At 45.2% G+C, this 25,672-nt stretch carries 36 protein-coding genes; 5 read left to right on the forward strand and 31 right to left on the reverse strand.

Annotated elements, in window-relative coordinates; translation table 11 throughout:
- Positions 1–27 precede the first annotated feature (27 nt).
- The 26 genes from rpsN to fkpA all read right to left on the reverse strand — a co-directional run bounded on the left by rpsN (position 28) and on the right by fkpA (position 15,662).
- The gene (gene rpsN, locus FLM53_RS06335) at positions 28–333 is read right to left on the reverse strand and encodes a 30S ribosomal protein S14 (RefSeq protein WP_004738789.1); all 306 of its coding nucleotides are present in this window, start codon (positions 331–333) and stop codon (positions 28–30) included.
- A 16-nt stretch (positions 334–349) separates the two neighbouring features.
- Positions 350–889, reverse strand: a complete 540-nt coding sequence (rplE, locus tag FLM53_RS06340; RefSeq protein ID WP_004738790.1) for a 50S ribosomal protein L5 — start codon at positions 887–889, stop codon at positions 350–352.
- A gap of 24 nt (positions 890–913) precedes the next feature.
- The gene (gene rplX, locus FLM53_RS06345; RefSeq protein ID WP_004738792.1) at positions 914–1,231 is read right to left on the reverse strand and encodes a 50S ribosomal protein L24; all 318 of its coding nucleotides are present in this window, start codon (positions 1,229–1,231) and stop codon (positions 914–916) included.
- A gap of 11 nt (positions 1,232–1,242) precedes the next feature.
- On the reverse strand, positions 1,243–1,614 hold the full coding sequence (gene rplN / locus FLM53_RS06350) for a 50S ribosomal protein L14 (RefSeq protein WP_004736740.1): 372 nt from the start codon (positions 1,612–1,614) through the stop codon (positions 1,243–1,245).
- Positions 1,615–1,776: 162 nt separating this feature from the next.
- Complete coding sequence (rpsQ, locus tag FLM53_RS06355) at positions 1,777–2,031, reverse strand: 30S ribosomal protein S17 (protein ID WP_004736739.1); 255 nt, start codon at positions 2,029–2,031, stop codon at positions 1,777–1,779.
- Positions 2,031–2,222, reverse strand: coding sequence for a 50S ribosomal protein L29 (gene rpmC / locus FLM53_RS06360; protein ID WP_004736737.1), 192 nt, complete (start codon positions 2,220–2,222; stop codon positions 2,031–2,033). Before rpmC ends, rpsQ begins: the two co-directional genes overlap by 1 nt.
- On the reverse strand, positions 2,222–2,632 hold the full coding sequence (rplP, locus tag FLM53_RS06365) for a 50S ribosomal protein L16 (RefSeq protein WP_004736736.1): 411 nt from the start codon (positions 2,630–2,632) through the stop codon (positions 2,222–2,224). Before rplP ends, rpmC begins: the two co-directional genes overlap by 1 nt.
- 11 nt (positions 2,633–2,643) lie before the next feature.
- Positions 2,644–3,342 carry a 30S ribosomal protein S3 gene (gene rpsC, locus FLM53_RS06370; RefSeq protein WP_004736734.1) on the reverse strand — a complete coding sequence of 233 codons (699 nt, stop codon included), beginning with the start codon at positions 3,340–3,342 and terminating at the stop codon, positions 2,644–2,646.
- Positions 3,343–3,360: 18 nt separating this feature from the next.
- Positions 3,361–3,693 carry a 50S ribosomal protein L22 gene (gene rplV, locus FLM53_RS06375; RefSeq protein WP_004736732.1) on the reverse strand — a complete coding sequence of 111 codons (333 nt, stop codon included), beginning with the start codon at positions 3,691–3,693 and terminating at the stop codon, positions 3,361–3,363.
- 10 nt (positions 3,694–3,703) lie between these two features.
- Positions 3,704–3,982 (reverse strand): 30S ribosomal protein S19, encoded by a 279-nt coding sequence (gene rpsS, locus FLM53_RS06380; protein WP_004736729.1) that lies wholly within the window; start codon positions 3,980–3,982, stop codon positions 3,704–3,706.
- 19 nt (positions 3,983–4,001) lie between these two features.
- Entirely contained in the window at positions 4,002–4,826 is an 825-nt protein-coding gene (gene rplB / locus FLM53_RS06385) for a 50S ribosomal protein L2 (RefSeq protein ID WP_017629802.1), read from the reverse strand.
- A 14-nt stretch (positions 4,827–4,840) separates the two neighbouring features.
- Positions 4,841–5,143 carry a 50S ribosomal protein L23 gene (gene rplW, locus FLM53_RS06390; protein ID WP_004736765.1) on the reverse strand — a complete coding sequence of 101 codons (303 nt, stop codon included), beginning with the start codon at positions 5,141–5,143 and terminating at the stop codon, positions 4,841–4,843.
- Positions 5,140–5,742 carry a 50S ribosomal protein L4 gene (gene rplD / locus FLM53_RS06395; RefSeq protein WP_004738803.1) on the reverse strand — a complete coding sequence of 201 codons (603 nt, stop codon included), beginning with the start codon at positions 5,740–5,742 and terminating at the stop codon, positions 5,140–5,142. Before rplD ends, rplW begins: the two co-directional genes overlap by 4 nt.
- A gap of 16 nt (positions 5,743–5,758) precedes the next feature.
- Positions 5,759–6,388 (reverse strand): 50S ribosomal protein L3, encoded by a 630-nt coding sequence (rplC, locus tag FLM53_RS06400; RefSeq protein WP_004736763.1) that lies wholly within the window; start codon positions 6,386–6,388, stop codon positions 5,759–5,761.
- Positions 6,389–6,402: 14 nt separating this feature from the next.
- Positions 6,403–6,714, reverse strand: a complete 312-nt coding sequence (gene rpsJ, locus FLM53_RS06405; protein ID WP_004736761.1) for a 30S ribosomal protein S10 — start codon at positions 6,712–6,714, stop codon at positions 6,403–6,405.
- 425 nt (positions 6,715–7,139) lie between these two features.
- Positions 7,140–7,622 carry a bacterioferritin gene (gene bfr, locus FLM53_RS06410; protein ID WP_017629803.1) on the reverse strand — a complete coding sequence of 161 codons (483 nt, stop codon included), beginning with the start codon at positions 7,620–7,622 and terminating at the stop codon, positions 7,140–7,142.
- Between the two features lie 81 nt (positions 7,623–7,703).
- Entirely contained in the window at positions 7,704–7,892 is a 189-nt protein-coding gene (locus tag FLM53_RS06415) for a (2Fe-2S)-binding protein (RefSeq protein ID WP_017629804.1), read from the reverse strand.
- Between the two features lie 314 nt (positions 7,893–8,206).
- Complete coding sequence (tuf, locus tag FLM53_RS06420; RefSeq protein ID WP_010435158.1) at positions 8,207–9,391, reverse strand: elongation factor Tu; 1,185 nt, start codon at positions 9,389–9,391, stop codon at positions 8,207–8,209.
- A gap of 146 nt (positions 9,392–9,537) precedes the next feature.
- Positions 9,538–11,634 (reverse strand): elongation factor G, encoded by a 2,097-nt coding sequence (fusA, locus tag FLM53_RS06425; RefSeq protein ID WP_017632120.1) that lies wholly within the window; start codon positions 11,632–11,634, stop codon positions 9,538–9,540.
- A gap of 166 nt (positions 11,635–11,800) precedes the next feature.
- Complete coding sequence (gene rpsG / locus FLM53_RS06430) at positions 11,801–12,271, reverse strand: 30S ribosomal protein S7 (protein WP_004737195.1); 471 nt, start codon at positions 12,269–12,271, stop codon at positions 11,801–11,803.
- Positions 12,272–12,377: 106 nt separating this feature from the next.
- Positions 12,378–12,752 (reverse strand): 30S ribosomal protein S12, encoded by a 375-nt coding sequence (gene rpsL / locus FLM53_RS06435; RefSeq protein WP_004737194.1) that lies wholly within the window; start codon positions 12,750–12,752, stop codon positions 12,378–12,380.
- A 182-nt stretch (positions 12,753–12,934) separates the two neighbouring features.
- Positions 12,935–13,210 carry a sulfurtransferase complex subunit TusB gene (gene tusB / locus FLM53_RS06440; protein ID WP_176680513.1) on the reverse strand — a complete coding sequence of 92 codons (276 nt, stop codon included), beginning with the start codon at positions 13,208–13,210 and terminating at the stop codon, positions 12,935–12,937.
- Positions 13,211–13,218: 8 nt separating this feature from the next.
- Positions 13,219–13,575 carry a sulfurtransferase complex subunit TusC gene (gene tusC, locus FLM53_RS06445; protein ID WP_176680514.1) on the reverse strand — a complete coding sequence of 119 codons (357 nt, stop codon included), beginning with the start codon at positions 13,573–13,575 and terminating at the stop codon, positions 13,219–13,221.
- Positions 13,572–13,961, reverse strand: a complete 390-nt coding sequence (gene tusD / locus FLM53_RS06450; protein ID WP_176680515.1) for a sulfurtransferase complex subunit TusD — start codon at positions 13,959–13,961, stop codon at positions 13,572–13,574. The genes tusC and tusD overlap by 4 nt, the downstream gene beginning before the upstream one ends.
- On the reverse strand, positions 13,955–14,680 hold the full coding sequence (locus FLM53_RS06455) for a transcriptional regulator (RefSeq protein ID WP_004729851.1): 726 nt from the start codon (positions 14,678–14,680) through the stop codon (positions 13,955–13,957). The genes tusD and FLM53_RS06455 overlap by 7 nt, the downstream gene beginning before the upstream one ends.
- Positions 14,681–14,885: 205 nt before the next feature.
- Positions 14,886–15,662 (reverse strand): FKBP-type peptidyl-prolyl cis-trans isomerase, encoded by a 777-nt coding sequence (gene fkpA, locus FLM53_RS06460; protein ID WP_017632116.1) that lies wholly within the window; start codon positions 15,660–15,662, stop codon positions 14,886–14,888.
- Positions 15,663–15,793: 131 nt separating this feature from the next.
- On the opposite strand from fkpA, the gene FLM53_RS06465 reads away from it, so the two are divergent.
- From FLM53_RS06465 to FLM53_RS06475, 3 genes are all read left to right on the forward strand, one after another.
- On the forward strand, positions 15,794–16,771 hold the full coding sequence (locus FLM53_RS06465) for a WD40 repeat domain-containing protein (protein WP_176680929.1): 978 nt from the start codon (positions 15,794–15,796) through the stop codon (positions 16,769–16,771).
- A gap of 5 nt (positions 16,772–16,776) precedes the next feature.
- Positions 16,777–17,004 carry a SlyX family protein gene (locus FLM53_RS06470; protein WP_017632115.1) on the forward strand — a complete coding sequence of 76 codons (228 nt, stop codon included), beginning with the start codon at positions 16,777–16,779 and terminating at the stop codon, positions 17,002–17,004.
- A gap of 161 nt (positions 17,005–17,165) precedes the next feature.
- Positions 17,166–18,403, forward strand: a protein-coding gene (locus FLM53_RS06475) for an IS3 family transposase (RefSeq protein WP_176679224.1) whose coding sequence is annotated in 2 segments (ribosomal slippage) — positions 17,166–17,538 and positions 17,538–18,403 — 1,239 coding nt in all. Because the reading frame shifts where the segments join, the coding sequence is not laid out codon by codon here.
- 63 nt (positions 18,404–18,466) lie between these two features.
- On the opposite strand, the gene FLM53_RS06480 is transcribed toward FLM53_RS06475, so the two are convergent.
- From FLM53_RS06480 to kefG, 5 genes are all read right to left on the reverse strand, one after another.
- Positions 18,467–19,432 (reverse strand): isoaspartyl peptidase/L-asparaginase family protein, encoded by a 966-nt coding sequence (locus FLM53_RS06480; RefSeq protein ID WP_176680516.1) that lies wholly within the window; start codon positions 19,430–19,432, stop codon positions 18,467–18,469.
- Positions 19,433–19,669: 237 nt separating this feature from the next.
- On the reverse strand, positions 19,670–20,248 hold the full coding sequence (gene slyD / locus FLM53_RS06485; RefSeq protein ID WP_176680517.1) for a peptidylprolyl isomerase: 579 nt from the start codon (positions 20,246–20,248) through the stop codon (positions 19,670–19,672).
- Between the two features lie 94 nt (positions 20,249–20,342).
- Complete coding sequence (locus FLM53_RS06490) at positions 20,343–20,543, reverse strand: YheV family putative zinc ribbon protein (RefSeq protein ID WP_017632113.1); 201 nt, start codon at positions 20,541–20,543, stop codon at positions 20,343–20,345.
- Positions 20,544–20,681: 138 nt separating this feature from the next.
- Positions 20,682–22,478, reverse strand: a complete 1,797-nt coding sequence (gene kefB, locus FLM53_RS06495; protein ID WP_176680518.1) for a glutathione-regulated potassium-efflux system protein KefB — start codon at positions 22,476–22,478, stop codon at positions 20,682–20,684.
- Entirely contained in the window at positions 22,465–23,049 is a 585-nt protein-coding gene (kefG, locus tag FLM53_RS06500) for a glutathione-regulated potassium-efflux system ancillary protein KefG (protein WP_017632112.1), read from the reverse strand. Before kefG ends, kefB begins: the two co-directional genes overlap by 14 nt.
- Before the next feature lie 173 nt (positions 23,050–23,222).
- Between kefG and FLM53_RS06505 the strand changes: the two genes are divergently transcribed.
- Both FLM53_RS06505 and FLM53_RS06510 read left to right on the forward strand, forming a co-directional pair.
- A complete protein-coding gene (locus FLM53_RS06505) occupies positions 23,223–25,145 on the forward strand; it encodes an ABC transporter ATP-binding protein (protein ID WP_017632111.1) in 1,923 nt (640 codons plus the stop codon).
- Positions 25,142–25,612 carry a TIGR02444 family protein gene (locus tag FLM53_RS06510; protein WP_176680519.1) on the forward strand — a complete coding sequence of 157 codons (471 nt, stop codon included), beginning with the start codon at positions 25,142–25,144 and terminating at the stop codon, positions 25,610–25,612. Before FLM53_RS06505 ends, FLM53_RS06510 begins: the two co-directional genes overlap by 4 nt.
- Positions 25,613–25,672: the final 60 nt, after the last annotated feature.

A 25,672-nucleotide genomic window follows, 5' to 3' on the forward strand; every position in this document is an offset into this window, starting at 1 on the left:
GATTTACTCCAAATGATTAAGTGGCAATTACCAGCTAGCCTTACGAAGACCCGGAATCTCGCCTTTCATGCAAGCTTCACGAACCTTAATGCGGCTTAGACCGAATTTACGTAGGTAACCGTGTGGACGACCAGTTTGGTTGCAACGGTTGCGCTGACGTGATGCACTTGAATCACGTGGAAGAGATTGCAGTTTAAGAACCGCATTCCAACGATCTTCTTCAGATGCGTTTACATCGCTAATGATAACTTTTAGCGCAGAACGCTTTTCAGCGAACTTAGCTACTAGTTTTGCACGTTTAGCTTCACGTGCTTTCATTGATTGTTTAGCCATAACAGTAACCCTACCCTTACTTACGGAATGGGAAGTTAAAGGCAGCCAGCAGAGCTCGGCCTTCCTCATCGGAACCCGCAGAAGTCGTGATAGTGATATCAAGACCGCGGACACGATCGACTTTATCGTAGTCGATTTCCGGAAAGATGATTTGCTCGCGAACGCCCATGCTGTAGTTACCGCGACCGTCAAAAGACTTAGCGCTAACACCACGGAAATCACGTACACGTGGAAGTGCGATAGAGATTAAACGCTCTAAAAATTCCCACATGCGCTCACCACGCAAGGTTACTTTACAACCAATTGGGTAGCCTTCACGAATTTTGAAACCAGCTACAGATTTACGCGCTTTAGTGATAAGTGGCTTTTGACCAGAGATCGTTGCCATATCAGCTGCTGCGTTTTCTAGCAGTTTCTTATCGTTGATTGCTTCACCAACGCCCATGTTTAGGGTGATTTTCTCAATCCTAGGGACTTGCATGACGCTTGTGTAGCTGAACTCTTTGGTAAGCTCAGCGACTACAGACGACTTGTAGTAATCATGCAGTTTCGCCATAGTAGAACTCCAAATTACTTCTAATTAGTTAGAAACAGTTTCGCCGTTAGATTTGAAGAAACGAACTTTCTTGCCATCTTCGATACGGAAACCGATACGGTCTGCTTTACCAGTAGCCGCGTTAAAAACTGCAACGTTAGAAGCGTCAATAGCTGCTTCTTGTTCAACGATGCCACCTTGTTGACCTAGAGCCGGAACCGGCTTTTGGTGTTTCTTAACAAGGTTGATGCCTTCAACGATAACTTTACCAGTTGTCAGAACCTTAGTTACTTTACCTTTCTTGCCTTTATCTTTACCAGCAAGAATGATTACTTCGTCATTACGACGGATTTTAGCTGCCATGTTGCCGCTCCTTACAGAACTTCAGGTGCTAGTGATACAATCTTCATGAATTTCGCGTTACGAAGTTCACGAGTCACAGGACCAAAGATACGTGTGCCGACTGGTTGCTCAGTAGTGTCGTTTAACAATACACAAGCATTACTGTCGAAGCGAATGACAGAACCGTCTGGGCGACGAACGCCTTTACGGGTGCGCACTACTACCGCCTTCAGAACATCACCTTTCTTTACTTTACCGCGAGGAATCGCTTCCTTCACTGTAACCTTGATGACGTCACCGATATGTGCATAACGGCGGTGAGAGCCACCCAGAACCTTAATACACATTACCTTGCGCGCGCCAGAGTTATCTGCTGCATCAAGTGTACTTTGCATCTGGATCATTGTTAGTGCTCCGCTAAATATTAAAACTAGACCCTCTCGGGTCGGGCTGCCTCTTTAAAAGGGACGCGAATTGTACCACCCTTTTTTAAAATTGGGTAGACAAAAAACAAGCGGCTCCAAAAAATAATTTGGAGCCGCTTATAAGTTATAGAATTACAAAGATTAAATCTTCGCTTTTTCTAGAACTTTAACCAATGTCCAAGACTTAGTCTTAGACAGAGGACGACACTCAGCGATTTCAACTTTGTCGCCTAGGCCACAAGTGTTGTCTTCGTCGTGTGCGTGTACTTTAGTCGTGCGTTTGATGAACTTACCGTAAATTGGGTGTTTTACAGTGCGTTCAATAGCAACAACGATAGACTTGTCCATCTTGTCGCTTACTACACGGCCTTGCTGGATGCGGTTAGTTTCGCTCATTATGCGCCTGCCTTTTCAGTCAAAACAGTTTTCACACGTGCGATGTCACGGCGTACAGCTTTTAGAGTATGAGTTTGCTGAAGTTGACCAGTTGCAGCTTGCATGCGCAAGTTGAACTGTTCACGTAGCAAATTCAATAGCTCAGCGTTAAGCTCTTCAACGTTCTTTTCGCGTAGATCTTGTGCTTTCATCACATCACCTGCTTAGTTACAAAAGTAGTTTTAACAGGCAGTTTACGTGCCGCTAGGCGGAACGCTTCACGTGCCAACTCTTCAGGTACGCCATTCATCTCGTACATAACTTTGCCTGGTTGGATTTGAGCAACCCAGTACGCAACTGAACCTTTACCTTTACCTTGACGAACTTCAAGAGGCTTTTCAGTAATTGGCTTGTCTGGGAATACACGAATCCAGATTTGACCTTGACGCTTAATGTGACGTGTCATAGCACGACGTGCCGCTTCGATTTGACGTGCAGTCAGACGACCACGGCCAACAGCTTTAAGACCGAATTCGCCGAAGCTTACTTCAGTACCTTTAGCTAGACCACGGTTACGACCAGTCATAACCTTGCGGAACTTAGTACGTTTTGGTTGTAGCATCGTTCGACTCCTTACTTACGGCCTTTACGCTGCTTCTTAGGCTTATCGCCTTTAGGCTCTACTGCGTTAGCAGCTGGCATACCGCCTAGAATCTCACCTTTGAAGATCCAAACTTTAATGCCGATCACACCGTATTGAGTGTGAGCCGAAGAAGTTGCGTAATCAATGTCTGCACGTAGAGTGTGTAGAGGCACACGGCCTTCACGGTACCACTCAGAACGTGCGATTTCAGCACCGCCAAGACGGCCGCCTACTTGTACTTTGATGCCTTTAGCGCCTAGACGCATAGCATTTTGTACCGCACGCTTCATTGCACGACGGAACATAACACGACGCTCTAGTTGAGACGCGATGCTATCAGCTACAAGCTGACCATCTAGCTCAGGCTTACGTACTTCAGCGATGTTAATTTGCGCTGGTACACCTGCGATTTTAGCTACAGCTGCGCGTAGCTTCTCTACGTCTTCACCTTTCTTACCGATAACAACGCCAGGACGAGCAGTGTGAATAGTCACACGGATGCTCTTAGCTGGACGCTCGATAACGATACGAGATAATGATGCTTTTTGTAGTTCCTTGGTAAGGAACTGACGTACCTTGAAGTCGCCGTCTAGGTTGTCAGCGAATTCGTTGGTATTAGCAAACCATGTAGCATTCCAAGGCTTAACGATGCCAAGACGAATACCATTAGGATGTACTTTCTGACCCATTGCTTACTCTCCTAGTCTTTAGCGATCTGCTACAACAATAGTGATGTGGCTTGAACGCTTCAAGATACGATCCGCACGACCTTTAGCACGAGGCATAATACGCTTCATGATAGGGCCCTCATCTACGAAGATTTTAGCGACATTTAGATCGTCGATATCTGCACCTTCGTTATGTTCCGCGTTAGCGATAGCTGACTCAAGAACCTTCTTAACCAATACAGCAGCTTTTTTGTTGCTGAAAGTTAGAATTTCTAGAGCTTGGTCTACCGACTTACCGCGAATTTGGTCTGCAACTAAGCGAGCTTTCTGTGGAGAAATACGAGCAAAGTTATGTTTAGCTAAAGCTTCCATCATCTACTCCTTATTTCTTCTTAGCTTTCTTATCTGCAGCATGACCGCGATAAGTACGAGTTGGTGCAAATTCGCCCAGTTTGTGACCGATCATTTCTTCGGTAACGAAAACTGGAACGTGCTGACGACCATTATGGACAGCGATGGTCAAACCAATCATTGTTGGGATGATCATTGAGCGACGGGACCAAGTCTTAATAGGCTTTTTGTCTCCGCTTTCCACCGCTTTCTCTACCTTCTTCAGCAAGTGTAGGTCAATAAAAGGACCTTTCTTGAGAGAACGTGGCATGGCGATTCCTCTTTATAAATTATTTAGTGCGACGACGTACGATGTACTTGTCAGTGCGCTTGTTCTTACGAGTCTTGAAGCCCTTAGTAGGAACGCCCCAAGGAGAAACTGGGTGACGACCACCAGATGTGCGGCCTTCACCACCACCATGTGGGTGATCCACCGGGTTCATTACTACACCACGTACGGTTGGACGTACGCCGCGCCAGCGTGAAGCACCAGCTTTACCAAGTTCACGTAGCATATGCTCAGAGTTACCAACTTCACCGATCGTTGCACGACCTTCAGAAAGTACTTTGCGCATCTCACCAGAACGTAGACGGATAGTTACGTATGCACCATCGCGAGCGATGATTTGAGCATAAGCACCAGCCGAACGAGCTAGTTGAGCACCTTTACCAGGCTTAAGTTCAACACAGTGTACAGTAGAACCTACTGGGATGTTGCGCATCGGCAGAGTGTTACCTGCTTTGATTGGCGCATCTACACCAGATTGAATCTGGTCACCTGCGTTAACACCTTTAGGTGCAATGATGTAACGACGCTCACCGTCTGCGTACAGAACTAGAGCGATGTTAGCACTACGGTTTGGATCGTATTCTAGACGCTCAACTTTCGCTGGGATGCCATCTTTAGTACGTTTGAAGTCAATCAGACGGTAATGGTGCTTGTGACCACCACCGATGTGACGTACTGTAATACGACCGTTGTTGTTACGACCACCGTTCTTAGAGTTTTTCTCTAGAAGTGGTGCGTATGGCTTACCCTTGTGCAGGTCAGCGTTAACAACTTTAACGACGTGACGACGACCAGGGGAAGTCGGCTTACATTTAACAATAGCCATTTTTACTACTCCTGTTATTCCGCGCCGCCAACGAAGTCAAGATCTTGACCTTCTTTCAAAGTAACGTAGGCTTTCTTAACGTCTGAACGACGGCCTTCACGCATACCTTGACGTTTGGTCTTACCCTTTAATACAAGAGTATTTACAGACTTAACTTCAACTTCAAATAGCTTTTCTACAGCTGCTTTGATCTCTTTCTTAGTTGCATCTTTAGCTACTTTGAAAACGATAGTGTTCGCTTTCTCAGCTGCCATAGTTGCTTTTTCAGAGATGTGCGGAGCACGTAGAACTTTTAAGATACGCTCTTCAGTGATCATGCTAGCATCTCCTCAACTTGCTTAACTGCGTCAGCAGTCATTAGAACCTTGTCGAAAGCGATTAGTGATACTGGATCAACACCAGCAACATCACGTGCGTCTACTTTGTATAGGTTACGAGCAGCTAAGAATAGATTTTCATCTACTTCGCCAGTCACAATCAGAACGTCGCTTAGCTCAAGCTCTTTAAGCTTAGCTACAAGTTCTTTTGTTTTTGGTGCTTCTACAGAGAAGTTATCAACAACGATTAAACGCTCTTGACGAACTAGCTCAGAAAGAATGCTCTTCATAGCACCGCGGTACATTTTTTTGTTTACTTTTTGGCTGTGATCTTGTGGTTTCGCAGCAAAAGTAACACCACCTGTACGCCAGATTGGGCTACGAATTGTACCAGCACGTGCGCGGCCAGTACCTTTTTGACGCCATGGCTTAGCGCCACCGCCAGATACTTCAGAACGAGTCTTTTGAGCACGAGTACCTTGACGAGCACCTGCTGCATATGCAACAACTACTTGGTGTACAAGAGCTTCGTTGAAGTCACGTCCGAAAGTAGTCTCGGAAACAGTTAGTGCATCAGCACCTTTAACCATCAATTCCATTACTTACTCCTAGACGTTATGCTTTAACAGCAGGTTTTACGATCACGTTTCCGCCTGTTGAGCCCGGTACTGCACCTTTAATAAGGAGTAGATTGCGCTCAGCGTCAACACGTACGATCTCTAGGTTTTGAGTCGTTACACGCTCAGCACCCATGTGACCTGCCATTTTCTTGCCTTTAAACACGCGGCCTGGAGTTTGACATTGGCCAATTGAACCCGGTGCGCGGTGAGACAAAGAGTTACCGTGAGTCATATCTTGAGTAGAGAAGTTCCAACGCTTGATAGCGCCTTGGAAGCCTTTACCTTTAGATGTACCAGTAACGTCTACTTTTTTAATTTCGTTGAAAAGTTCTACGTTTAGCTCAGCGCCAACTTCAAACTCTTCGCCGTTTTCTAAACGGAATTCCCAAAGACCGCGACCTGCTTCTACACCCGCTTTCGCGAAGTGACCAGCTTCAGGTTTAGTTACACGGTTAGCTTTCTTAGCACCAGTAGTTACTTGGATTGCTGCGTAGCCGTCTGTCTCAAGAGTTTTAACTTGAGAAATACGGTTCGCTTCAACCTCAACAACAGTTACTGGGATAGAAACGCCTTCTTCAGTAAATACGCGGGTCATACCCACTTTACGTCCGACTAGACCAATCATTATTCTTATCTCCCTTAACCTAGGCTGATTTGAACATCAACGCCAGCTGCAAGATCAAGACGCATTAGAGCATCAACAGTTTTATCTGTTGGCTCAACGATGTCGATCAAACGCTTGTGAGTACGAATTTCGTACTGGTCACGTGCATCTTTGTTGACGTGTGGAGAGGTAAGAACAGTGAAACGCTCTTTACGAGTAGGTAGTGGAATAGGACCACGAACCTGTGCGCCAGTACGTTTTGCTGTTTCAACGATTTCCGCAGTTGAAGCATCGATTAGCTTGTAATCAAACGCTTTAAGGCGGATACGAATACGTTGGTTCTGCATGAGACAGAGCTCCAATTATTAAAAATTACACAAACAATATCGCCACTCAAACCCGATAAAACGAGAGAATGCCGATTGATTTATGTGAAACCGTAGCATCCAAAATTAGGACGCATTGTCAGTTAACTTTTGAAGCAAACAAGAAGTTCACTATTTTTATTAACCGCGAACATAAGCTGAGTATACATTACTAGGTAAGACCTACTCCTCAGTGCTCATTGGTTCACAACCAGCGTTAGCCAGTGCGATGCATTATACAGATCACACTTTAACTTGCAAGCTGTGTTTGAAAAATAATCGCAGAATCGATTTAAGAAGATAAGTGGCGAGTTTTGATTGCGCGGTAGTGCCCTACCGTTGAAAGTTGTAAGCAAGGTAACAGCTCAGTTTAAGCCTCAGCTGTTACCTCTTTTAATTACTAAGTTTTAGCCTTCGTCTTCATCCACATATTGAGCTTGTAGATAATTTTGGATCCCGGTCATTTTGATTAAACCGAGCTGGGTTTCTAACCAATCGACATGATCTTCTTCGTCTTCCAGGATGTCTTGAAACAGATCTCGCGACACATAGTCGTGAATATCTTCTGCGTACGCGATGGCATTTTTCAAATCAGGTATCGCTTCCATCTCAAGAGACAAATCACACTGAAGCATCTCTTCAGTATCTTCACCAATTTTGAGCTTACCGAGATCTTGAAGGTTTGGGAGGCCTTCTAAAAATAGTATGCGTTCTATTAGATGGTCAGCATGTTTCATTTCGTCGATAGATTCGTGGTATTCCTTATCAGCAAGATGCTTCAAGCCCCAATCTTTGTACATGCGAGCATGCAAGAAGTATTGGTTTATTGCGACGAGTTCATTACCAAGAATTTTATTGAGATGTTGAATGATGATTGGATCGCCTTTCATGACATAGCCCTCCTCTTTGGCTCTTCTAACTGTAGAACCAAATCGAGAAGTGTCAAAAAAGCTAATGCCCTTGGGGCAAAACTAGCTTGCCTGTTTGAACAGGTCTTTCGCAGTATCGTTAATGACTTCTTTTGCTGAACGTACACACTTGCCGCATTGACTGCCAAGTGCTGTACATTTTTTAATTCCTTTGATGTCAGTAATGCCCTCTTCTATTACGAGCTTGCGGATTTTTTTATCCGAAACCCCATGGCATAAACAAATGTACATACTAAAACCTAAACCTTTAACTTGGGGTTAAATATAAAAAGGAATCATTCTTATTACCAGTCATATTTAAGGTTTGGTTATATCGATTGGTTATAGTGCTTTGCGAGTAAATGGTAAAAATGGCTTTGGAGGTTGTATTACAGAAGGGGGGTATTAAGGCGGGTCAGTAAATAACTGTATTTAAATTGGAATATAGTTTGCTGTTATAAAGTGTGATGAATTACCCTTATAACCAAAATAAAAAAGGGAAGCCGAAGCTCCCCTTTTTAGATGCGTGCTCTTCTAATGAAGAGAGTGCAAAAATCTAAATGCTATTAAGCGAAGATTTTAGCTACAACACCAGCACCAACTGTACGGCCACCTTCGCGGATTGCGAAACGTAGACCTTCGTCCATTGCGATTGGAGCGATTAGCTCAACAGTCATTTGAACGTTGTCACCTGGCATTACCATTTCTACGCCTTCTGGTAGAGTGATGTCGCCTGTTACGTCAGTTGTACGGAAGTAGAACTGTGGACGGTAACCTTTGAAGAAAGGAGTGTGACGGCCGCCTTCGTCTTTAGAAAGTACGTATACTTCAGACTCAAACTTAGTGTGTGGGTTGATAGAACCTTTCGCAGAAAGTACTTGACCACGTTCAACGTCATCACGCTTAGTACCACGTAGAAGTGCACCAACGTTCTCACCTGCACGACCTTCGTCAAGCAGTTTACGGAACATTTCAACACCAGTACAAGTAGTAAGAGTAGTCTCTTTGATACCAACGATTTCTACTTCGTCACCTACACGTAGGATACCGCGCTCGATACGACCAGTTACAACAGTACCACGACCTTGAATTGAGAATACGTCTTCAATTGGTAGTAGGAACGGTTGGTCTACTGCACGCTCTGGCTCAGGGATGTAAGAATCTAGTGCTTCTGCAAGCTCAACGATCTTGTCTTCCCACTGCTTCTCGCCGTTTAGTGCGCCAAGTGCAGAACCTTGGATAACTGGTAGGTCATCACCTGGGAAGTCGTACTCAGAAAGAAGTTCACGAACTTCCATTTCTACTAGCTCAAGTAGCTCTTCGTCATCAACCATGTCACATTTGTTCATGAATACGATGATGTAAGGGATACCAACTTGACGACCAAGTAGGATGTGCTCACGAGTTTGAGGCATAGGGCCGTCAGTCGCAGCAACAACTAGGATACCGCCGTCCATTTGTGCAGCACCAGTGATCATGTTTTTAACATAATCCGCGTGTCCTGGACAGTCTACGTGTGCGTAGTGACGTGCTGGAGTGTCGTACTCAACGTGAGAAGTTGCGATTGTGATACCGCGCTCACGCTCTTCTGGAGCGTTATCGATAGATGCGAAATCTTTAGCAACACCGCCGTATACTTTTGCAAGAGTAGTACAGATAGCAGCAGTTAGAGTTGTTTTACCGTGGTCAACGTGGCCGATAGTACCAACGTTTACGTGCGGTTTCGTACGTTCAAATTTTTCTTTAGACACAATCGTGTTCCTTCCTAGTTATGATTCGCCACGTTCATTATTGAGCGAGACGCGCCAGAAATTGCTATTTTATGCGCCAACTCTCGTTAGCGCAATATTTGGACGCATTGTTCTTTCAAAAAATGAAAAAAAATGCCTTCCTTTTTTTAACCACGCTCTGCAATGATTGCTTTTGCAACATTGTTAGGCACTTCAGCGTACTCACTAAACTCCATAGAGTAAGAAGCACGACCTTGTGTCGCAGAACGTAAATCAGTTGCGTAACCGAACATGACAGACAACGGAACTTGTGCACGAATTATCTTCAGGCCAGCTGTCCCCTCGTCCATACCTTCGATGATGCCGCGACGACGGTTAATATCGCCAACAACGTCACCCATCCAGTCTTCTGGAGTAGTTACTTCAACTTTCATCATAGGCTCAAGCAGAACTGGTTGCGCTTCAAGTGCACCCGATCTGAAAGCCATAGAGGCAGCGATTGTAAACGCCATCTCACTTGAATCTGTTTCATGGTAAGAACCATCATATAGTGTAGCTTTGATATCCAGAACTGGATAGCCAGCAAGCACACCATTGTTCATCTGCTCTTCAACGCCTTTAGCAACTGAAGCGATAAACTCTTTAGGTACAATACCATTGGCAATTTCATCCACGAAAACAAAGCCTTCGCCAGCTTCTGATGGTTCCAGTTTCAGCCACACGTGACCGTACTGACCTTTACCACCATGCTCACGGATAAATTTACCTTCCGCTTTCGCTGTACCACGAATCGTTTCACGGTAAGCCACTTGCGGGTTACCAACGTTGCAGTTCACGCTAAATTCACGCTTCATACGGTCAACGATGATATCTAAGTGTAGTTCACCCATACCAGAAATCAGTGTCTGGCCTGTTTCCGCATCCATATCAACGCGGAACGATGGGTCTTCCGCTGCTAGTTTACCTAGAGCGATAGTCATTTTATCTTGATCAGCTTGAGAGCTTGGCTCTACAACGATCTGAATAACTGGATCTGGGAATTCCATGCGCTCAAGAACAATCTTATGGTTCTGGTCACATAGCGTTTCACCAGTGGTCACATCTTTCAGGCCAATGATGGCTGCGATGTCACCTGCTCGTACTTCTTTTACTTCTTCACGTTTGTTTGAGTGCATTTGAACAATGCGACCTAAACGTTCACGTTGTTTTTTCACAGAGTTGTAAGCCGTTTTACCGCTTTCTACAACACCAGAGTAAACACGGATGAAGGTAAGAGTACCAACAAATGGGTCTGTTGCGATCTTAAATGCTAGCGCTGAGAACGGTTCTTTGTCGTCCGCGTGACGCTCTGCTTCGTTCTCGTCTTCATCGATACCTTTAATTGCAGGAACATCGACTGGAGAAGGAAGGAAATCAACGACTGCATCTAGAACAGCTTGTACGCCTTTGTTTTTGAATGCACTACCACAAGTTGCTAGTACGATTTCATTGTTAAGGGTACGAGTACGAAGACCTTGTTTGATTTCAGCTTCTGTTAGTTCACCTTCTTCAAGGTACTTATCCATCAGCTCTTCATTTGCTTCTGCAGCAGCTTCAACAAGTTCTGTACGATATTCTTCAGCCATTTCTTGCATGTCTGCGGGAATATCTTCGTACGTGAAAGTCATGCCTTGGTCAGCTTCGTTCCAGTTGATTGCCTTCATCTTGATAAGATCGACAACACCCTGGAAGTTTTCTTCAGCACCAATGTTCAGTTGAATTGGAACAGGAGTTGCGCCTAGGCGATCCTTAATCTGTTCAACTACGCGCAAGAAGTCTGCGCCTGTACGGTCCATTTTATTAACGAAAACCATACGTGGAACTTGGTACTTATCAGCTTGACGCCATACTGTCTCTGACTGAGGTTCAACACCAGATGAGCCACAGAACACAACAACTGCACCATCAAGTACACGTAGAGAACGTTCTACTTCGATAGTGAAGTCAACGTGTCCAGGAGTGTCGATGATGTTGATACGGTGGTCTGAGTACTGAGCTTCCATACCACGCCAAAACGTAGTGGTCGCTGCTGAAGTGATCGTAATACCGCGCTCTTGCTCTTGCTCCATCCAGTCCATGGTTGCTGCACCATCGTGAACTTCGCCGATTTTGTGAGAAAGACCGGTATAGAACAGAATACGTTCACTTGTGGTTGTTTTACCTGCATCTACGTGAGCAACGATACCGATATTACGGTATTGCTCTATAGGAGTTTTACGAGCCACGGTTGAATCCTCTTATTAGAGACTTAGGGACTATTGCTATGTCTAGATTATGCGTTAAAAGCGATGCTTCGCTAAAAAGTGCATGCCCTAGAAATAGCAATAGTTCCTAGCATAAGCATAGGAACTAAAGAAGTGCTGCAAGGAACCTTGCAGCACTAAAAAGGTATTACCAACGGTAATGTGCGAACGCTTTGTTTGCGTCAGCCATGCGGTGAACGTCTTCACGTTTCTTAACCGCAGTACCTTTGTTCTCAGACGCGTCTAGCATTTCAGCAGCTAGGCGTTGAGCCATAGATTTTTCACCACGCTTACGCGCAGCTTCAACTACCCAACGCATAGCAAGAGCGTTACGGCGAACCGGACGAACTTCTACAGGTACTTGGTAAGTTGAACCACCTACACGGCGAGATTTAACTTCTACCGCTGGGCGAACATTTTCAAGAGCTTCTTCAAATACAGCTAAGTGGTCTTTACCAGACTTCTCAGCCATTGCATCTAGTGCAGTGTAAACAATTTTTTCTGCAGTAGATTTCTTTCCGTCAACCATAAGGATGTTAACGAATTTTGCCAGCAATTCAGATTTGAACTTAGGATCTGGAAGGATCTTACGCTGACCTATTACGCGACGACGTGGCATGGATATTCTCCGTTGTCTTCTTCAGGTTTTTTCCAAAACTTTTCAGAATAATAAATAAAATAGTGTTTGGCCTTACTTAACGCTTTCTTTTAAAAAAGAAAATGCATTAAGACTTAGGACGTTTCACACCGTACTTAGAACGACCTTGTTTACGGTCGTTAACGCCAGCACAGTCAAGTGCGCCGCGAACAGTGTGGTAACGAACACCCGGAAGGTCTTTTACACGACCGCCACGGATTAGTACAACACTGTGCTCTTGTAGGTTGTGGCCTTCACCGCCGATGTACGAAGTTACTTCGAAACCGTTAGTTAGACGTACACGACATACTTTACGTAGTGCCGAGTTAGGTTTTTTAGGTGTAGTAGTGTAAACACGAGTACATACACCACGTTTTTGTGGGCACGCTTCTAGTGCAGGCACGTTGCTTTTAACAACTTGCTTTACACGAGGCTTGCGAACCAACTGGTTAATAGTTGCCATTAACTAGCTCCTGAAATTTACTTGAAAGTAAGCTTTGTGAAAAATCTATCCCTAATCACAAGTCGTAATTAGGGACGCAAAATTCTATTCAGCAGTGGGAGGTGTGTCAAGAAATATACAGATCTTTTTTAGCCGTCTAGAGCTCAGGATGGTCTACTTTTAACCAAACTGATAAAACACAGCTACCAAGTGACTGATTTGTCGCTTAAAACCGTCAGTTTAACGAACCCGTCGAAGTCCACTTGCGGAACGACATCGGAGGCTAGTTCTTGGAGACCTCGAGCAGCAAGATCCGGTTTTAATACCGACACTCGCTCAACTGCGCTGATTTGAGTGAATAACTCATGATTTGGAAGGCAAACGTACACTGCATCTTCAACTAACAAGAACTGATCCTGCGGTTGAGAATAGGTTAATGCGAGTTTAAGTTTGTCGACTGATTTTACGATATGAAGCATAGCGTCCCCTAGAAAGTCAGTATCTGTTGGCACTGGGCTAACTTCTGAGTTAACTCATCGGCTTCAACGACGGTTGCATCAATCAACAGGTTATCTGTCGAAAGACCAAACTGACTCAGGCTACGCTGACACACATACACCTGTTCGATATCGTACAGGTTCATAAGCTTGAATGCTGAGATGTAGTCGCGAGATAGGACTTCGTCGGGTTGCTGAGCTTTGAGAAGCTGTGTCACACCATCGCCAACAAAGAACACAGCAATGTCTTCACTGTAAGCAGAAGCGGCAAGTAATGCGTCTAACCCTTCCCTACCAGCAGCGGTAGTATGAGGAAAACTATTAAATATAAAGGCTAATTTTCTCAAAACTGTACCACCCTATCTTGCGTGAGTAGCGCTTCCGATAAGCTCCCTAACCCGGCCTGAGTAAACCCTGACGCTAAGTTAGATGCGCTGAGTTGGTGTTGCTCTGCTTCGTCTGAGCTAATCACACCACGTCTTAGCGCGGCGGCTACACACGTTTCTAAGCTAACACCGTGCTCATCCGATAGCTTTTGCCAAGCAGAAGCTAAATCGAATTCATCGTTAGCAGGTACAGTGAGATCGGAGCCATTACTGACGCCATCTTGATAGAAGAATACACTGTGAAGTTTGTGGCCCTGTTTAATCAGAGCCACGGCAAACTGGTAAGCACTTCTTGCTGACTGTGAACCGTAGACAGGTCCATTGACTAAGAGCGTATAGCTTAACAACCCTCTTCATCCTCTGTTTTACGTTGGCGGATGTATAGGTACACGGTGTGCTTAGAGATGTTCAATCGCTCAGCAACACGGTTAATCGCGTCTTTGATATCGAAAATACCTTTGTCGTATAGCTCCATCACGATCTGACGGTTCTTAGTATTGTTCGATACTGACTTATCAGCATTGATCTCTTCAATGGTGCGCTCAACCGTTTGGTCGACAAGCTCTTCAACGTCGCTTGCGAAGTTAACCGATGATGCGGCTTCGTCTGCGTCTTGCGTAGGCATGAATGATTGCAGCACTTGTGAGAATGGCGCGTCTAGGTTGACGTTAATACACAGCAGGCCAATCACTCGGTCTTCACCATTGCGGATAGCAACCGTGATCGACTTCATCAACACACCGCCTTTCGCGCGAGTGAAGTATGAACGTGAGAAGTTACGCTTAGAACCTTCAATATCTTTCAGCATCTTCAATGCAAGATCGGTGATCGGCGAACCAACCTGACGACCCGTATTCTCGCCGTTGGCAATTTTAATCGCAGAAGTATTGAGGTCTTCTAATGAGTGCAAAACGATTTCACAAAACGGACCAATAAGACTCGCAATACCGTCAACAACGGCCTCATAAGATCTTAGAATGATTTTATCGTGTTCACTGAATGGCATAACGTGGACTGATTCCATTTCAAGTAACACATCTGCATTGACTGTTTCTGTAGTAGTCACTTATTCCTTACCTTCGTGTGAAAAATCAACAAATTTATGTAAGTTTATCAGAAAATTTTAATTGCACACCTAGCTAACATTGCAACTAGTGATTTAGAACAAGTTTAAAAATCAAATACTCAGCCTCAAATCATAAAAAAAACCTAACTCAAAGTTAGGCTTTTTATTCAATCAACGTAATTTAGTACGAGGTTTTTAATCGATATTACTGTGCAGGAGCTGCTTCAGCGTTATCAATTTTTAGTAGTTCAACTTCGAATACTAGCGTTGAGTTAGCTGGGATAGTCGGTGTGTCTTGCTCACCGTATGCTAGCTCTGGCGGGATTACGAACTTGTACTTAGAACCAACTTTCATTAGTTGTACGCCTTCAGTCCAACCTGGGATTACGCGGTTAAGTGGGAATGTTGCTGGTTCGCCACGGTCGTAAGAGCTGTCGAACTGAGTACCGTCTGTTAGCGTACCTTTGTAGTGTACTTGAACAGTATCAGTGTCTTTTGGAGAAGCGCCTTCGCCAGCTGTCATTACTTGGTAAAGTAGGCCAGATTCAGTTTGCTCTACGCCTTCAGTCTTTGCGAACTCAGCGCGGAAGTCATCACCTGCTTTCTTAGTTTCCGCTGATTTCTCTGCAGCTTGTGCTTGCATAGTTTCAGCAACGCGCTTGTCTAGAGCTTCAAGAGCTGCGCGAGTTTCTTCTTCGTTCAGTGCAGTTTTCTCTGCGAATACGTCTTCGATACCTTGAAGAACCATATCTTTGTCTAGGTTAATGCCTAGCTCGCTTGGCTTATCAATGCTTGTGCTTAGGTAGTTAGCGAAAGATACGCCGATTGCGTATGCCGCTTTGTCGTCTTCTGTTTTAAAGTTTACTGCTTCAACTTTAACTTCTTCAACCTGTGGAGCTTCTGCCTTTGGTTCTTCTTTCTGACAACCAACTGCTAGCATAACCGTTGCGGCAAGCAGTGATACTTTTAAAACTGATTTCATTGAATTCTCCAATTAATGGCCAAGCCATTGGTTATTGTGCACAAATCTAATGATTAGATTGGTGTGAATACGTTAGTTATAACAATATACTAGTCATATGTCTTTCGACACAAACCGGATTATTAGATGTGATGCGAATATTTTTCCACTCATTGCTATGTACAATTGTCATCACCTTGTTAAATGGATGTTTTTTCTTCCAAGATGATGAGCAACGTTGGGAAATTGAACCCAATGGTGCCACCAGCTTTGCCCTTAGCAGAGATGGACGCTTCGCCCTGCTCTACTCTCAGCAAAAACAACTGCTGCTTTGGGACCTTGCCGAAAACAAAGAGTTAGCTCAACTCGGCCCGCAAGATCAATTAGAAAACCAAGTATCGCGTATCCGTATCTCGGACAATGGCCGCTTTGCCATTACCGCAAGCCAGATGAACTTCGCCGTTTGGGACCTATCCTGGACACAAGCTGAGGGGCTATGGTCTATCTCCGATGGCTTAATTCGCGATGTCGATATCTCTAGCAATGGTGAAAAAGTATTGCTCGGCCTATCTAACGGCAAAGCGATCTATGTGGACTTAGTCACCGGACGCCGTCTTGAGTTCCTTGCTCACCGAGAAAAAGTTAATTCTGTTTCCCTTTCTTCCAATGGTCGCTACGCATTATCAGGTGGCAACGACTATAAAGCCTACCTGTGGGATACCGAGTCAGGCTTGGTATTACGTACCTTTGAGCATGAACAAAGAGTAGTACGAGTTGCGCTACAGCGCGATGGTGAACTGGCTTTTACCTCTGATGGCGGTAACCAAGCAATGATTTGGGATCTTGAAACTGGTGAACCTCAAGCGCAGCTGCAAAGCTGGTCGCGACAGCTGATCTTCTCTAGCGCGCGTTTTTCTGATGATGGCAGTATGTTGGTGACAGGTACACCGTCGAGCCAAGTCAGTGTATGGAATACTCAAGACGGAAAACGAATTTCTCGTCACGATGCTGAGCCATTAAAAGATGCTCGCCCTCCCCGTGCGGTAGTGTATGATGCAGCCTTTGATGATAAGAACCGTGTGATATCGGGCACCTCTGCGGGCATAGCCCAAGCTTGGAATGTGGATTAAGAACGATGACAGAAAAGCGAGTTGAACAACTAGAAAGCCGCGTGAATGACTTAGAATGTCAGCTAGCTTTCCAAGAACAGACCATTGAAGAACTCAATGAAGCGCTTAGCCAGCAACAGATGTTGATCACTAAGATGAAAGACCAAATGAAGTATGTCGTGGGCAAAGTGAAGAACATTGATGGTTCAAACTTGGCTGACGCATCAGAAGAAACGCCACCACCGCACTATTAAGCGCGTTTCAAATCAACTACAGCTCGCTAACGATTGAATGTGTTAGCTATCGAAATGCTTGTTGATGACGAATAAAAAGAAAGGGCGACAGATATTCTCTGTCGCCCTTTCTTTATGTCTGTGTCTCGTCCTGAAATGTGTTTACACATTGAGGACGAATTATGACTACTTCAAATAATACCTACGTTAAGCGCACTCAGCGTGATTACACACTAGGCTTTAAATTACAGGTCGTCGCCGCTGTAGAAAGAGGCGATATGACATATAAACAAGCCCAAACCATTTATGGTATCCAAGGCCGTTCAACCGTTTTAACCTGGCTTCGAAAGCACGGTAAGATGAATTGGGCGCAAAATCCAAGGATGAATGTCATGAGCCAATCACCTAAGCCTAAAGAATCGCCTGCACAGAAAATAAAACGTCTTGAAAAAGAGTTGGAAGACGAAAAAATCAAGAACCTCTTCTTAAATAGAGTGGTTGATATCCTTGATGCTGAGCACGGAACCAGTCTCAGAAAAAAGTATCTAGCCAAGGAGCCAGAAGCCTTCAAAAGCAAGAAGGAATAAGTCTAGTTCGAGTATGTAGGCTTTGCGGCATAACAAGGCAGAGTGTTTATCAACGAGAAAAGCGAGCTCATCACCGTCGGTTAGAGCTTAAACCGATTAAAAAAATGGTGTTGGATATTAGGCGCTATATGCCTCGGGTTGGTACTAGGAAGCTCTATTTTTTAATAAAACCCAGACTACAAGAACAAGGTATCAAGTTAGGCCGAGATGCGCTTTTCAACTACTTACGCGCTGAGCGATTGTTGGTAAGACCTAAGCGTAGTTTTACAAAAACGACCAATAGTCGGCATTGGATGAAGAAACACCCGAACTTATTAAAGGACTACAAGCCATGTAGTCCAGAGAGTGTGTTGGTGAGCGATATAACCTATGTTCAATCTGATGAAGGAGTTCACTACCTATCATTGGTTACAGATGCTTTTAGCCGAAAAATAATGGGTTATGAGCTGAGTAATGAAATGAAAGCGACGGATGTCGTGAAAGCGCTAGATATGGCTATCAAAGAGCGTCGATATCATCATTCTTGTATCCATCATTCAGATCGTGGTCTACAGTATTGCTCAGGTGTATATCAAGATAAACTGAAAACTAGCGGCATAATGCCTTCGATGACAGATGGTTATGATTGCTACCAAAATGCCTTAGCAGAAAGAATAAACGGGATCCTGAAACAAGAGTTCTTACTTGATAGGTGTAAGAGTCTTGAGGAGCTTAAACGACTAGTAAAAGAGTCTATCAATATCTATAACAATATGAGGCCGCACCTCAGTCTCATGATGAAAACTCCAAATGAGGTGCATGAAAAAAGCCAACAGCTGGCGCTGTTGGCTTAGTAGAAATACTGTCAACGTATTTTAGGACGAGACACTGCGATTTAAAACCAAGCCACCAAAGCTTTAGTCATCGGCGTAAATTTTCACTTCGACACGCCCATCAGTATCAACACTTGCACGATACATCCCTGAACTGTTCATGCCGAAGTGGATATCACCTTGACCATCAATTGCTATCAAGCCACCTTCGCCACCCATGGTTTTCAGTTCACCTTGGATGATATGTTCACAAGCGGTATGCACGTCTTCTTTGAGATAACGCATTCTTGCCGCTACATCACTGGCAACCATCTTTCTTAAGAAGAACTCGCCCATTCCGGTCGTGGAAACCGCAACGTTACCATTCTCGGCAATGGTACCTGCGCCAATGATTGGTGAGTCACCAACACGACCATACTTCTTGTTAGTCACACCGCCAGTGCTTGTCGCAGCGGCTAGGTTACCCGCTTGATCTAACGCCACCGCGCCAACCGTTCCGTATTTTTTGTCGTCTGGGTATTTCTCTGCATGTTGCTCGTCGTATTTTGCTTCCGACAAAGCAAAGATACCTTTCTCTTTCATTGACTGAAGCTGATCGTAGCGACGCTCAGTAAAGAAGTAATCTTGCTCAGTGAAGGTGTACTCATGTTCAAAGGCAAACTTCTCGGCACCTTCGCCAATCAATAGTACGTGGTCGCTTTTCAGCATAACATCACGTGCGAGTTCAATCGGGTTTTTGATATGACGGACACCAGCAATCGCACCCGCATCCATTTCACGGCCGTGCATCACCGACGCATCCATCTCAACAAACTCATCATGAGTCAGAACCGAGCCCTTACCAGCATTGAAATGAGGACTGTCTTCCATCACCTTAACGGATGCCACTACCGCATCCAGAGCATCACCGCCCGATTGCAGCACTTGATAGCCAGCCAGAACCGATTTCTCTAACGCTTCAGTAATACCCGTTTTTAATTCATCGCTCATTTGCTCTCGCAAGATGGTTCCCGCACCACCATGAATGGCCATTGAAAAAGGTTGTGACATGCGAACTCTCCACTGATGTCGTCTTATAATGTTGTGCCTATCAATATCACATCCATGGTTCGATGTCTGATAGCGAAAACCAAACTTTTTACGAATGCTTAGATTTGCGGACACTTAGATTTGCAGACACTTAGCTCGGTAGATTAAAAGCCAGGCGCAAAAAGCTCGGCGCTAATACGAAAAAAGCCTCCACAAGGGAGGCTTTCAAGATTCTTAATCTAAACCGCTAATTCGGTATTAGTGAGAACCACAGCTACCGCCGCCGCAGCAGCCGTCTTTTTTCTCTTCACCGTGGTCACCACAGCAACCACCTTCGTGGTCATGATCGTGACCGTGGCTGCCACAGCCGCCTTCTTGGTGTACGTGACCGTGTTGAACTTCTTCTTCAGTCGCTTCACGAACCGCTACAACTTCAACGTCAAACGTTAGAGTTTGGCCAGCCAGCATGTGGTTACCGTCAACAACAACTTCGTCGCCGTCTACTTCAGTTACTTCTACTGGGATTGGACCTTGGTCAGTATCCGCCAGGAAACGCATGCCAACTTCGATTTGCTCAACACCTTGGAATACGTCAGCAGGAACACGTTGAACTAGAGCGTCGTTGTGCTCGCCGTAAGCGTCTTCTGGAGTAACGGTTGCAGAGAACTTGTCACCAGCAACTTTGCCTTCAAGCTCTTTTTCAAGACCTGTAATTAGGTTGTTGTGACCGTGAAGGTAATCTAGTGGAGCTTCTGCAGTTGATTGGTCAACTACTACGCCATCTTCAAGTTTCACTTGATATGCAACACTAACTACTACGTTCTTTTCAATTTTCATGAGAGCTCCAAGGAGGTTTGGACTAAGCTCGAACAGTTGAGCTTAGGAAAAATTCTGTACCGGGACATTATGGGGATCAATTAACGAAACTCAATCATTCTGGTTTAAAAATACCGATCATTTCTTGATTCGCGTGTTCAGATTTCTCTACAGTTTTCGGTTTACGTTGCTCTGTGAAGTCACAATCGACACATTCCACCAGCTCGATATTATTCTCAACCCACCAGCGAAGCGTGTCTTGAGTGTTGCAGCTTGGGCAGCTCGCCCCTGCGATAAAGCGTTTTTTCTGTTTCACGTTGATATCCTTTACTACTCTGGATTCGCGGTTCTTCCGTTCTAGCTTTATTAAAGATTAAGCAGAGACCGCGTTTATTATTAGATTGGTTCTATAAACTGTAATTTCTAGGCTCAAGCTATTCGTTATTTACTCTAGCTACTGCCAATAGTTTCGAGATTGGTGATCGTTTTCCATCTCGTGTCCAAAAATCTCTTCAAGCTCTTTACGAGCCTCTTTCGCTCTTTGGGCTAACTCGGCATCTTCGTTATGCTGAGGAAGCAACTCTTTCAGCATACCATTATCCAGCTTCCTAAAGTGTGCTTCTGCTCGCTTCGCTTTATATGGGTGCATGCCAAGTTCGGTCAATGTCTGACGGCCTAAATCGAGAGCCCCAAGGAAGGTTTCACGAGAATAGTTGCTCACACCGTGGTTAAGTAATTGATACGCTTCAACACGGCTTCGTGCACGCGCTAAGATTTTTAAGCGTGGGAAGTGCTGCTTACACAAATCGACGGTTTTCATGATTTCATCAGGAGAGTCCGTACACAACACGATGGCTTCCGCTTTGTCAGCACCTGCGGCACGTAACAGTTCTAGGTGTGTTGAGTCACCGTAAAATACCTTGTAGCCGAACTTTCTCAAAATGTGTATTTGGCTGGCATCACTCTCAAGAACAGTGATGCGAATCTTGTTGGCATACATCAAGCGCCCAATAATCTGACCAAAACGACCAAATCCAGCAATGATCACTCGAGGGCTACGATCGACAACATCCGAAGACATCGCGTTCTCACTGATTTGATTCAGTTGACGAGCAAAGAATCGGTCTTGCAGCTTGAGCATTAATGGCGTGGTTACCATTGAAAGGCTCACAACCACCAGTAAGAACGACACTTGTTCGCCACTTAGGATGCCCTGCGCACTCGCCGCGGTAAAAATAACGAAAGCAAACTCACCGCCTTGGCTGAGAATCATCGCCATTCGGCTACGTGCTTTGGCCTGAGTACCAAAGATACGAGCCAGCGCATACAGCACTATGCCTTTCAATACGACCAACGCAGAAACGGCAATCAATATCGCGAATGGGCTTTCAGCAAGTAAACCCAAGTTCACCGCCATCCCCACAGAAATAAAGAACAGACCAAGCAATAATCCTTTGAATGGGTCTATCGCGATCTCCAGCTCGTGTCGATATTCACTTTCCGCCAGAAGCACGCCCGCCAAGAATGTACCGAGTGCCATCGATAAACCGATCTGCTGCATGATCACAGCAATACCAATTACCAATAACAGCGCTGCAACGGTGAACAATTCACGCACACCACTCATGACTACGTATCGGAATAGCGGCCTCAACAAGAAGTGACCACCGACAAGCAAGCCAATCACTCCGCCTAGCATCCAAAGCATGTCAGCCCAACTGCCACCGGTATTACCAGCCAGCAGAGGCAGCATCGCCAACATAGGGATGACTGCAATATCTTGGAAAAGTAACACCGCAAAGCCAGACTGTCCCGCTTCTTTACCGCCAAGCTCTCGCTCTTCAATGACACGCAAGGCAATTGCAGTCGAAGATAGGGCTAAACCCATACCTATGACCAAGCTCGTTTGCCAAGTTAAACCAAACATGCAGGCGATGGCGGTAATAATCATAGTCGTGATCAGCACTTGCGCACCACCCAATCCGAGAATAGGCGCCCGCATCTGCCACAATTTTTTAGGGTTAAGCTCTAAGCCAATCAGAAAGAGCAGCAGTACCACCCCGAATTCGGAGAAGTGCAGAATCGCCTCTACATCACTGATTAAACCAAGCCCCCATGGGCCAATAGCAACACCTGCCAGAAGGTAACCCAATACTGACCCCAAGCCAGCTCGCTGCGCGATAGGAACCGCGACTACAGCAGCCGCTAGAAATATAACGCTACTTTGCAAAAAATCATTAGTCAGAGCCATCATTCGCTCCTATCTCTTGTAGCGGGTCTCGTAACCAGTTTCGATACGCTTCAGCGTGTTGGTAACGCGTCATATCCGAGACATTTCGTGCCCAGTGTAAAACCAAAGGTGATATCCAGTTCATCTGACACAAAGCAGCGGTGAGTTCGAATGGTTGCAAGATCTCTTGTAATGGATATTTATTATAGCCTGCGGCACCAAACGCCTCTTCTTTACCACCGGTAGTGATAACGCTACGCCAGTGCTTACCCTTAAGCGCGCTTTGTTCACCGAACGCGAAACCTTTGCCCAATACGCGGTCAAACCACTCTTTTAATAATGAGGGACAGGAATACATAAACAGAGGATGTTGAAACACAATCACATCGTACTCGAGAAGTAATTCATGCTCATAAGGCACATCGATGAAGAAGTCTGGGTAGATGGCGTAGAGATCATGAATTTTGACATGACCGAGCGACTCTATCTTTTTAATCATCATCTGATTAGCAATAGAAGTTTGCGGCTCTGGGTGCGCGTAGATGATCAACACCTTTGGCACGACTTTGTCTGTCGAGGGAGTATTACTCATTCCTTTGAAACATTCCTTTGAGGGCTAAACGGTGGCAAGGCCACAAGAATTTAAGCAAAAGTTATTAATATGTTATTGGCATCATAACGCAAATTGCATTGTGATCGACTTTTATCTGGTTTCAGCCTACTATGCAGGCGTCTGTTCACCTCTAATTTCTATGCTATCTCTATATGATTACTTTCTCTGATATTCAATTGCTACGCGGCGGTAAGCCACTCCTTGACCAAGCATCTGCGACTCTTCACCCTGGCGACAAGATCGGTTTGGTTGGTAAAAACGGCTGTGGTAAATCTACGTTGTTCGCCTTAATCAAGGACGAGCTGTCTATTGACGCTGGCTCATTCAGCAAACCAGCGCATTGGGAAATGGCTTGGGTTGCTCAAGAAACGCCTGCATTAGAAAGAACAGCAATTGAATACGTGATTGATGGCGACCGTGAATATCGTGGCCTTGAAGATCAACTAGAGAAAGCGGAACAAGCCGACAACGGCACATTGGTCGCGGAGATCCACGGCAAGATCGAAACCATTGGTGGTTACAGCATCAAGGCACGCGCTGCCGAGTTGTTAGATGGCCTAGGCTTTAGCCAAGAACAAATGACATGGAACCTGACTCAGTTCTCAGGTGGTTGGCGTATGCGTTTAAACCTAGCGCAAGCCCTACTGTGTCGCAGTGACTTATTGCTGCTCGATGAACCGACCAACCACTTAGATTTAGACGCAGTAATGTGGCTAGAGCGTTGGTTACAAACCTACCCAGGCACGCTAGTGCTTATCTCGCACGATAGAGATTTCTTAGACCCTATCGTCAACCGTATCGTGCATGTTGAAAACCAACAGCTTAACGAATACACGGGTAACTACTCATCGTTTGAAACTCAACGAGCGCAAAAGCTTATCCTGCAACAAGCCATGTTCCAAAAGCAGCAGAAACAAATGGCGCACATGCAAAGCTACATTGACCGTTTCCGCTACAAAGCTTCAAAGGCTCGCCAAGCGCAAAGCCGTATTAAAGCGCTAGAGAAAATGGAACAAGTGTTACCTGCTCAGTTTGATAACCCATTCAGCTTTGAGTTCAGAGAGCCAGACGCACTGCCAAACCCAATTATGATGATGGACGAGGTTTCAGCGGGCTACGATGACAATCTAATTCTAGAAAAGATTCGCCTAAATCTCGTTCCGGGCAGCCGCATTGGTCTGCTTGGTCGAAATGGTGCAGGTAAATCAACGCTCATCAAACTGCTTTCAGGCGAACTGAAACAGCAAGGCGGTGAGCTGAGCTATTCACAAGGCGTTAAGATTGGCTACTTCGCACAGCACCAACTAGAAACCCTGCACCCAGAAGAAACGCCGCTGCAACACATGATGCAGATTGCACCTAAACACACAGAACAACAACTGCGCGATTACTTAGGTAGCTTTGGCTTCCAAGGTGAAAAAGCACTGGATAAAGTGGCGCCATTCTCAGGTGGTGAAAAAGCGCGTTTGGTATTGGCACTGCTGGTATGGCAAAAACCTAACCTATTGCTACTCGATGAACCAACCAACCACTTGGATCTCGACATGCGTCAGGCGCTGACTTTTGCACTGCAGACGTTTGAAGGTGCCATGGTTATCGTATCGCACGACCGTTACCTACTGCGTGCAACCACAGATGATCTTTACCTAGTACATGATCGCCAAGTGGCACCGTTTGATGGTGACCTAAGCGATTACTACAAGTGGCTAACTGAACAGCAGAAAGTTGAGCGTAAAGAAGCACAAGCATTGGCACCAGCAAAAGATGGCGCTAACAGTGCGGCTGCGAAAAAAGAACAGAAACGCAAAGAAGCGGAGTTCCGAAAACTGACTGCGCCACTGCGTAAAAAGCTGACTCAATTTGAAAAGCAGATGGATAAGCTGACGCAAGCTCTTGAAGAAGCCGAGCAAGAATTATCCGACACTTCACTGTATGAAGCTGAAAATAAGGCTAAACTGAATAAAGTACTCGCTCTACAAGCGAGCAGTAAGTCACAGCTAGAAGAAGTTGAAATGGATTGGATGTCCACTCAAGAAGAGCTTGAGCAGATGGAACAGGATATGGATAGCTTATGAGCCCAGAGCACGCCCCAATATCACTAACACTGGAACGACTATGGCAATTTAGCCTTCAGTATTACAGTGTGCGCGGTGTAAAGGATGCGTGCTTAGCTTTGCAAAACCAGTTCCATGGCAACGTCAATCTACTGCTGCTTCTCAAATGGCTTGATGAGCAGCAACTCTCCTTTGCGGAAGAAGAGTGGCACAAAGTACAACAATGCTTAAGCCGCTCTGAAACCCTGCTCCACAGTTATCGAGAGCTACGCAAACATCTCAAGTCACACGTTGTGGATTCGCTCTACCGTGAAGCCTTACAGTTCGAATTGCAGCTTGAGAAACAACAGCAGTCCGATCTCGTCGATTGTATTAACTCCCTACCATTGCACGCCAATCAGCAATCGCCTCTCGCATTTCAATACTGCCGTTTACTAGGAGCAGAAAACCTATACGACGCATTTTCTGAACCAGCACCTCAGCCCTAACCCGTTTCCTTTCCCTTTTACTCAATCAAGACCCAAGCTTGTTTGAGCTCTATCGCTGTC

The sequence above is a fragment of the Vibrio sp. Scap24 genome (genome assembly GCF_013394185.1).
In the GTDB taxonomy this organism is placed as follows: domain Bacteria; phylum Pseudomonadota; class Gammaproteobacteria; order Enterobacterales; family Vibrionaceae; genus Vibrio; species Vibrio pomeroyi.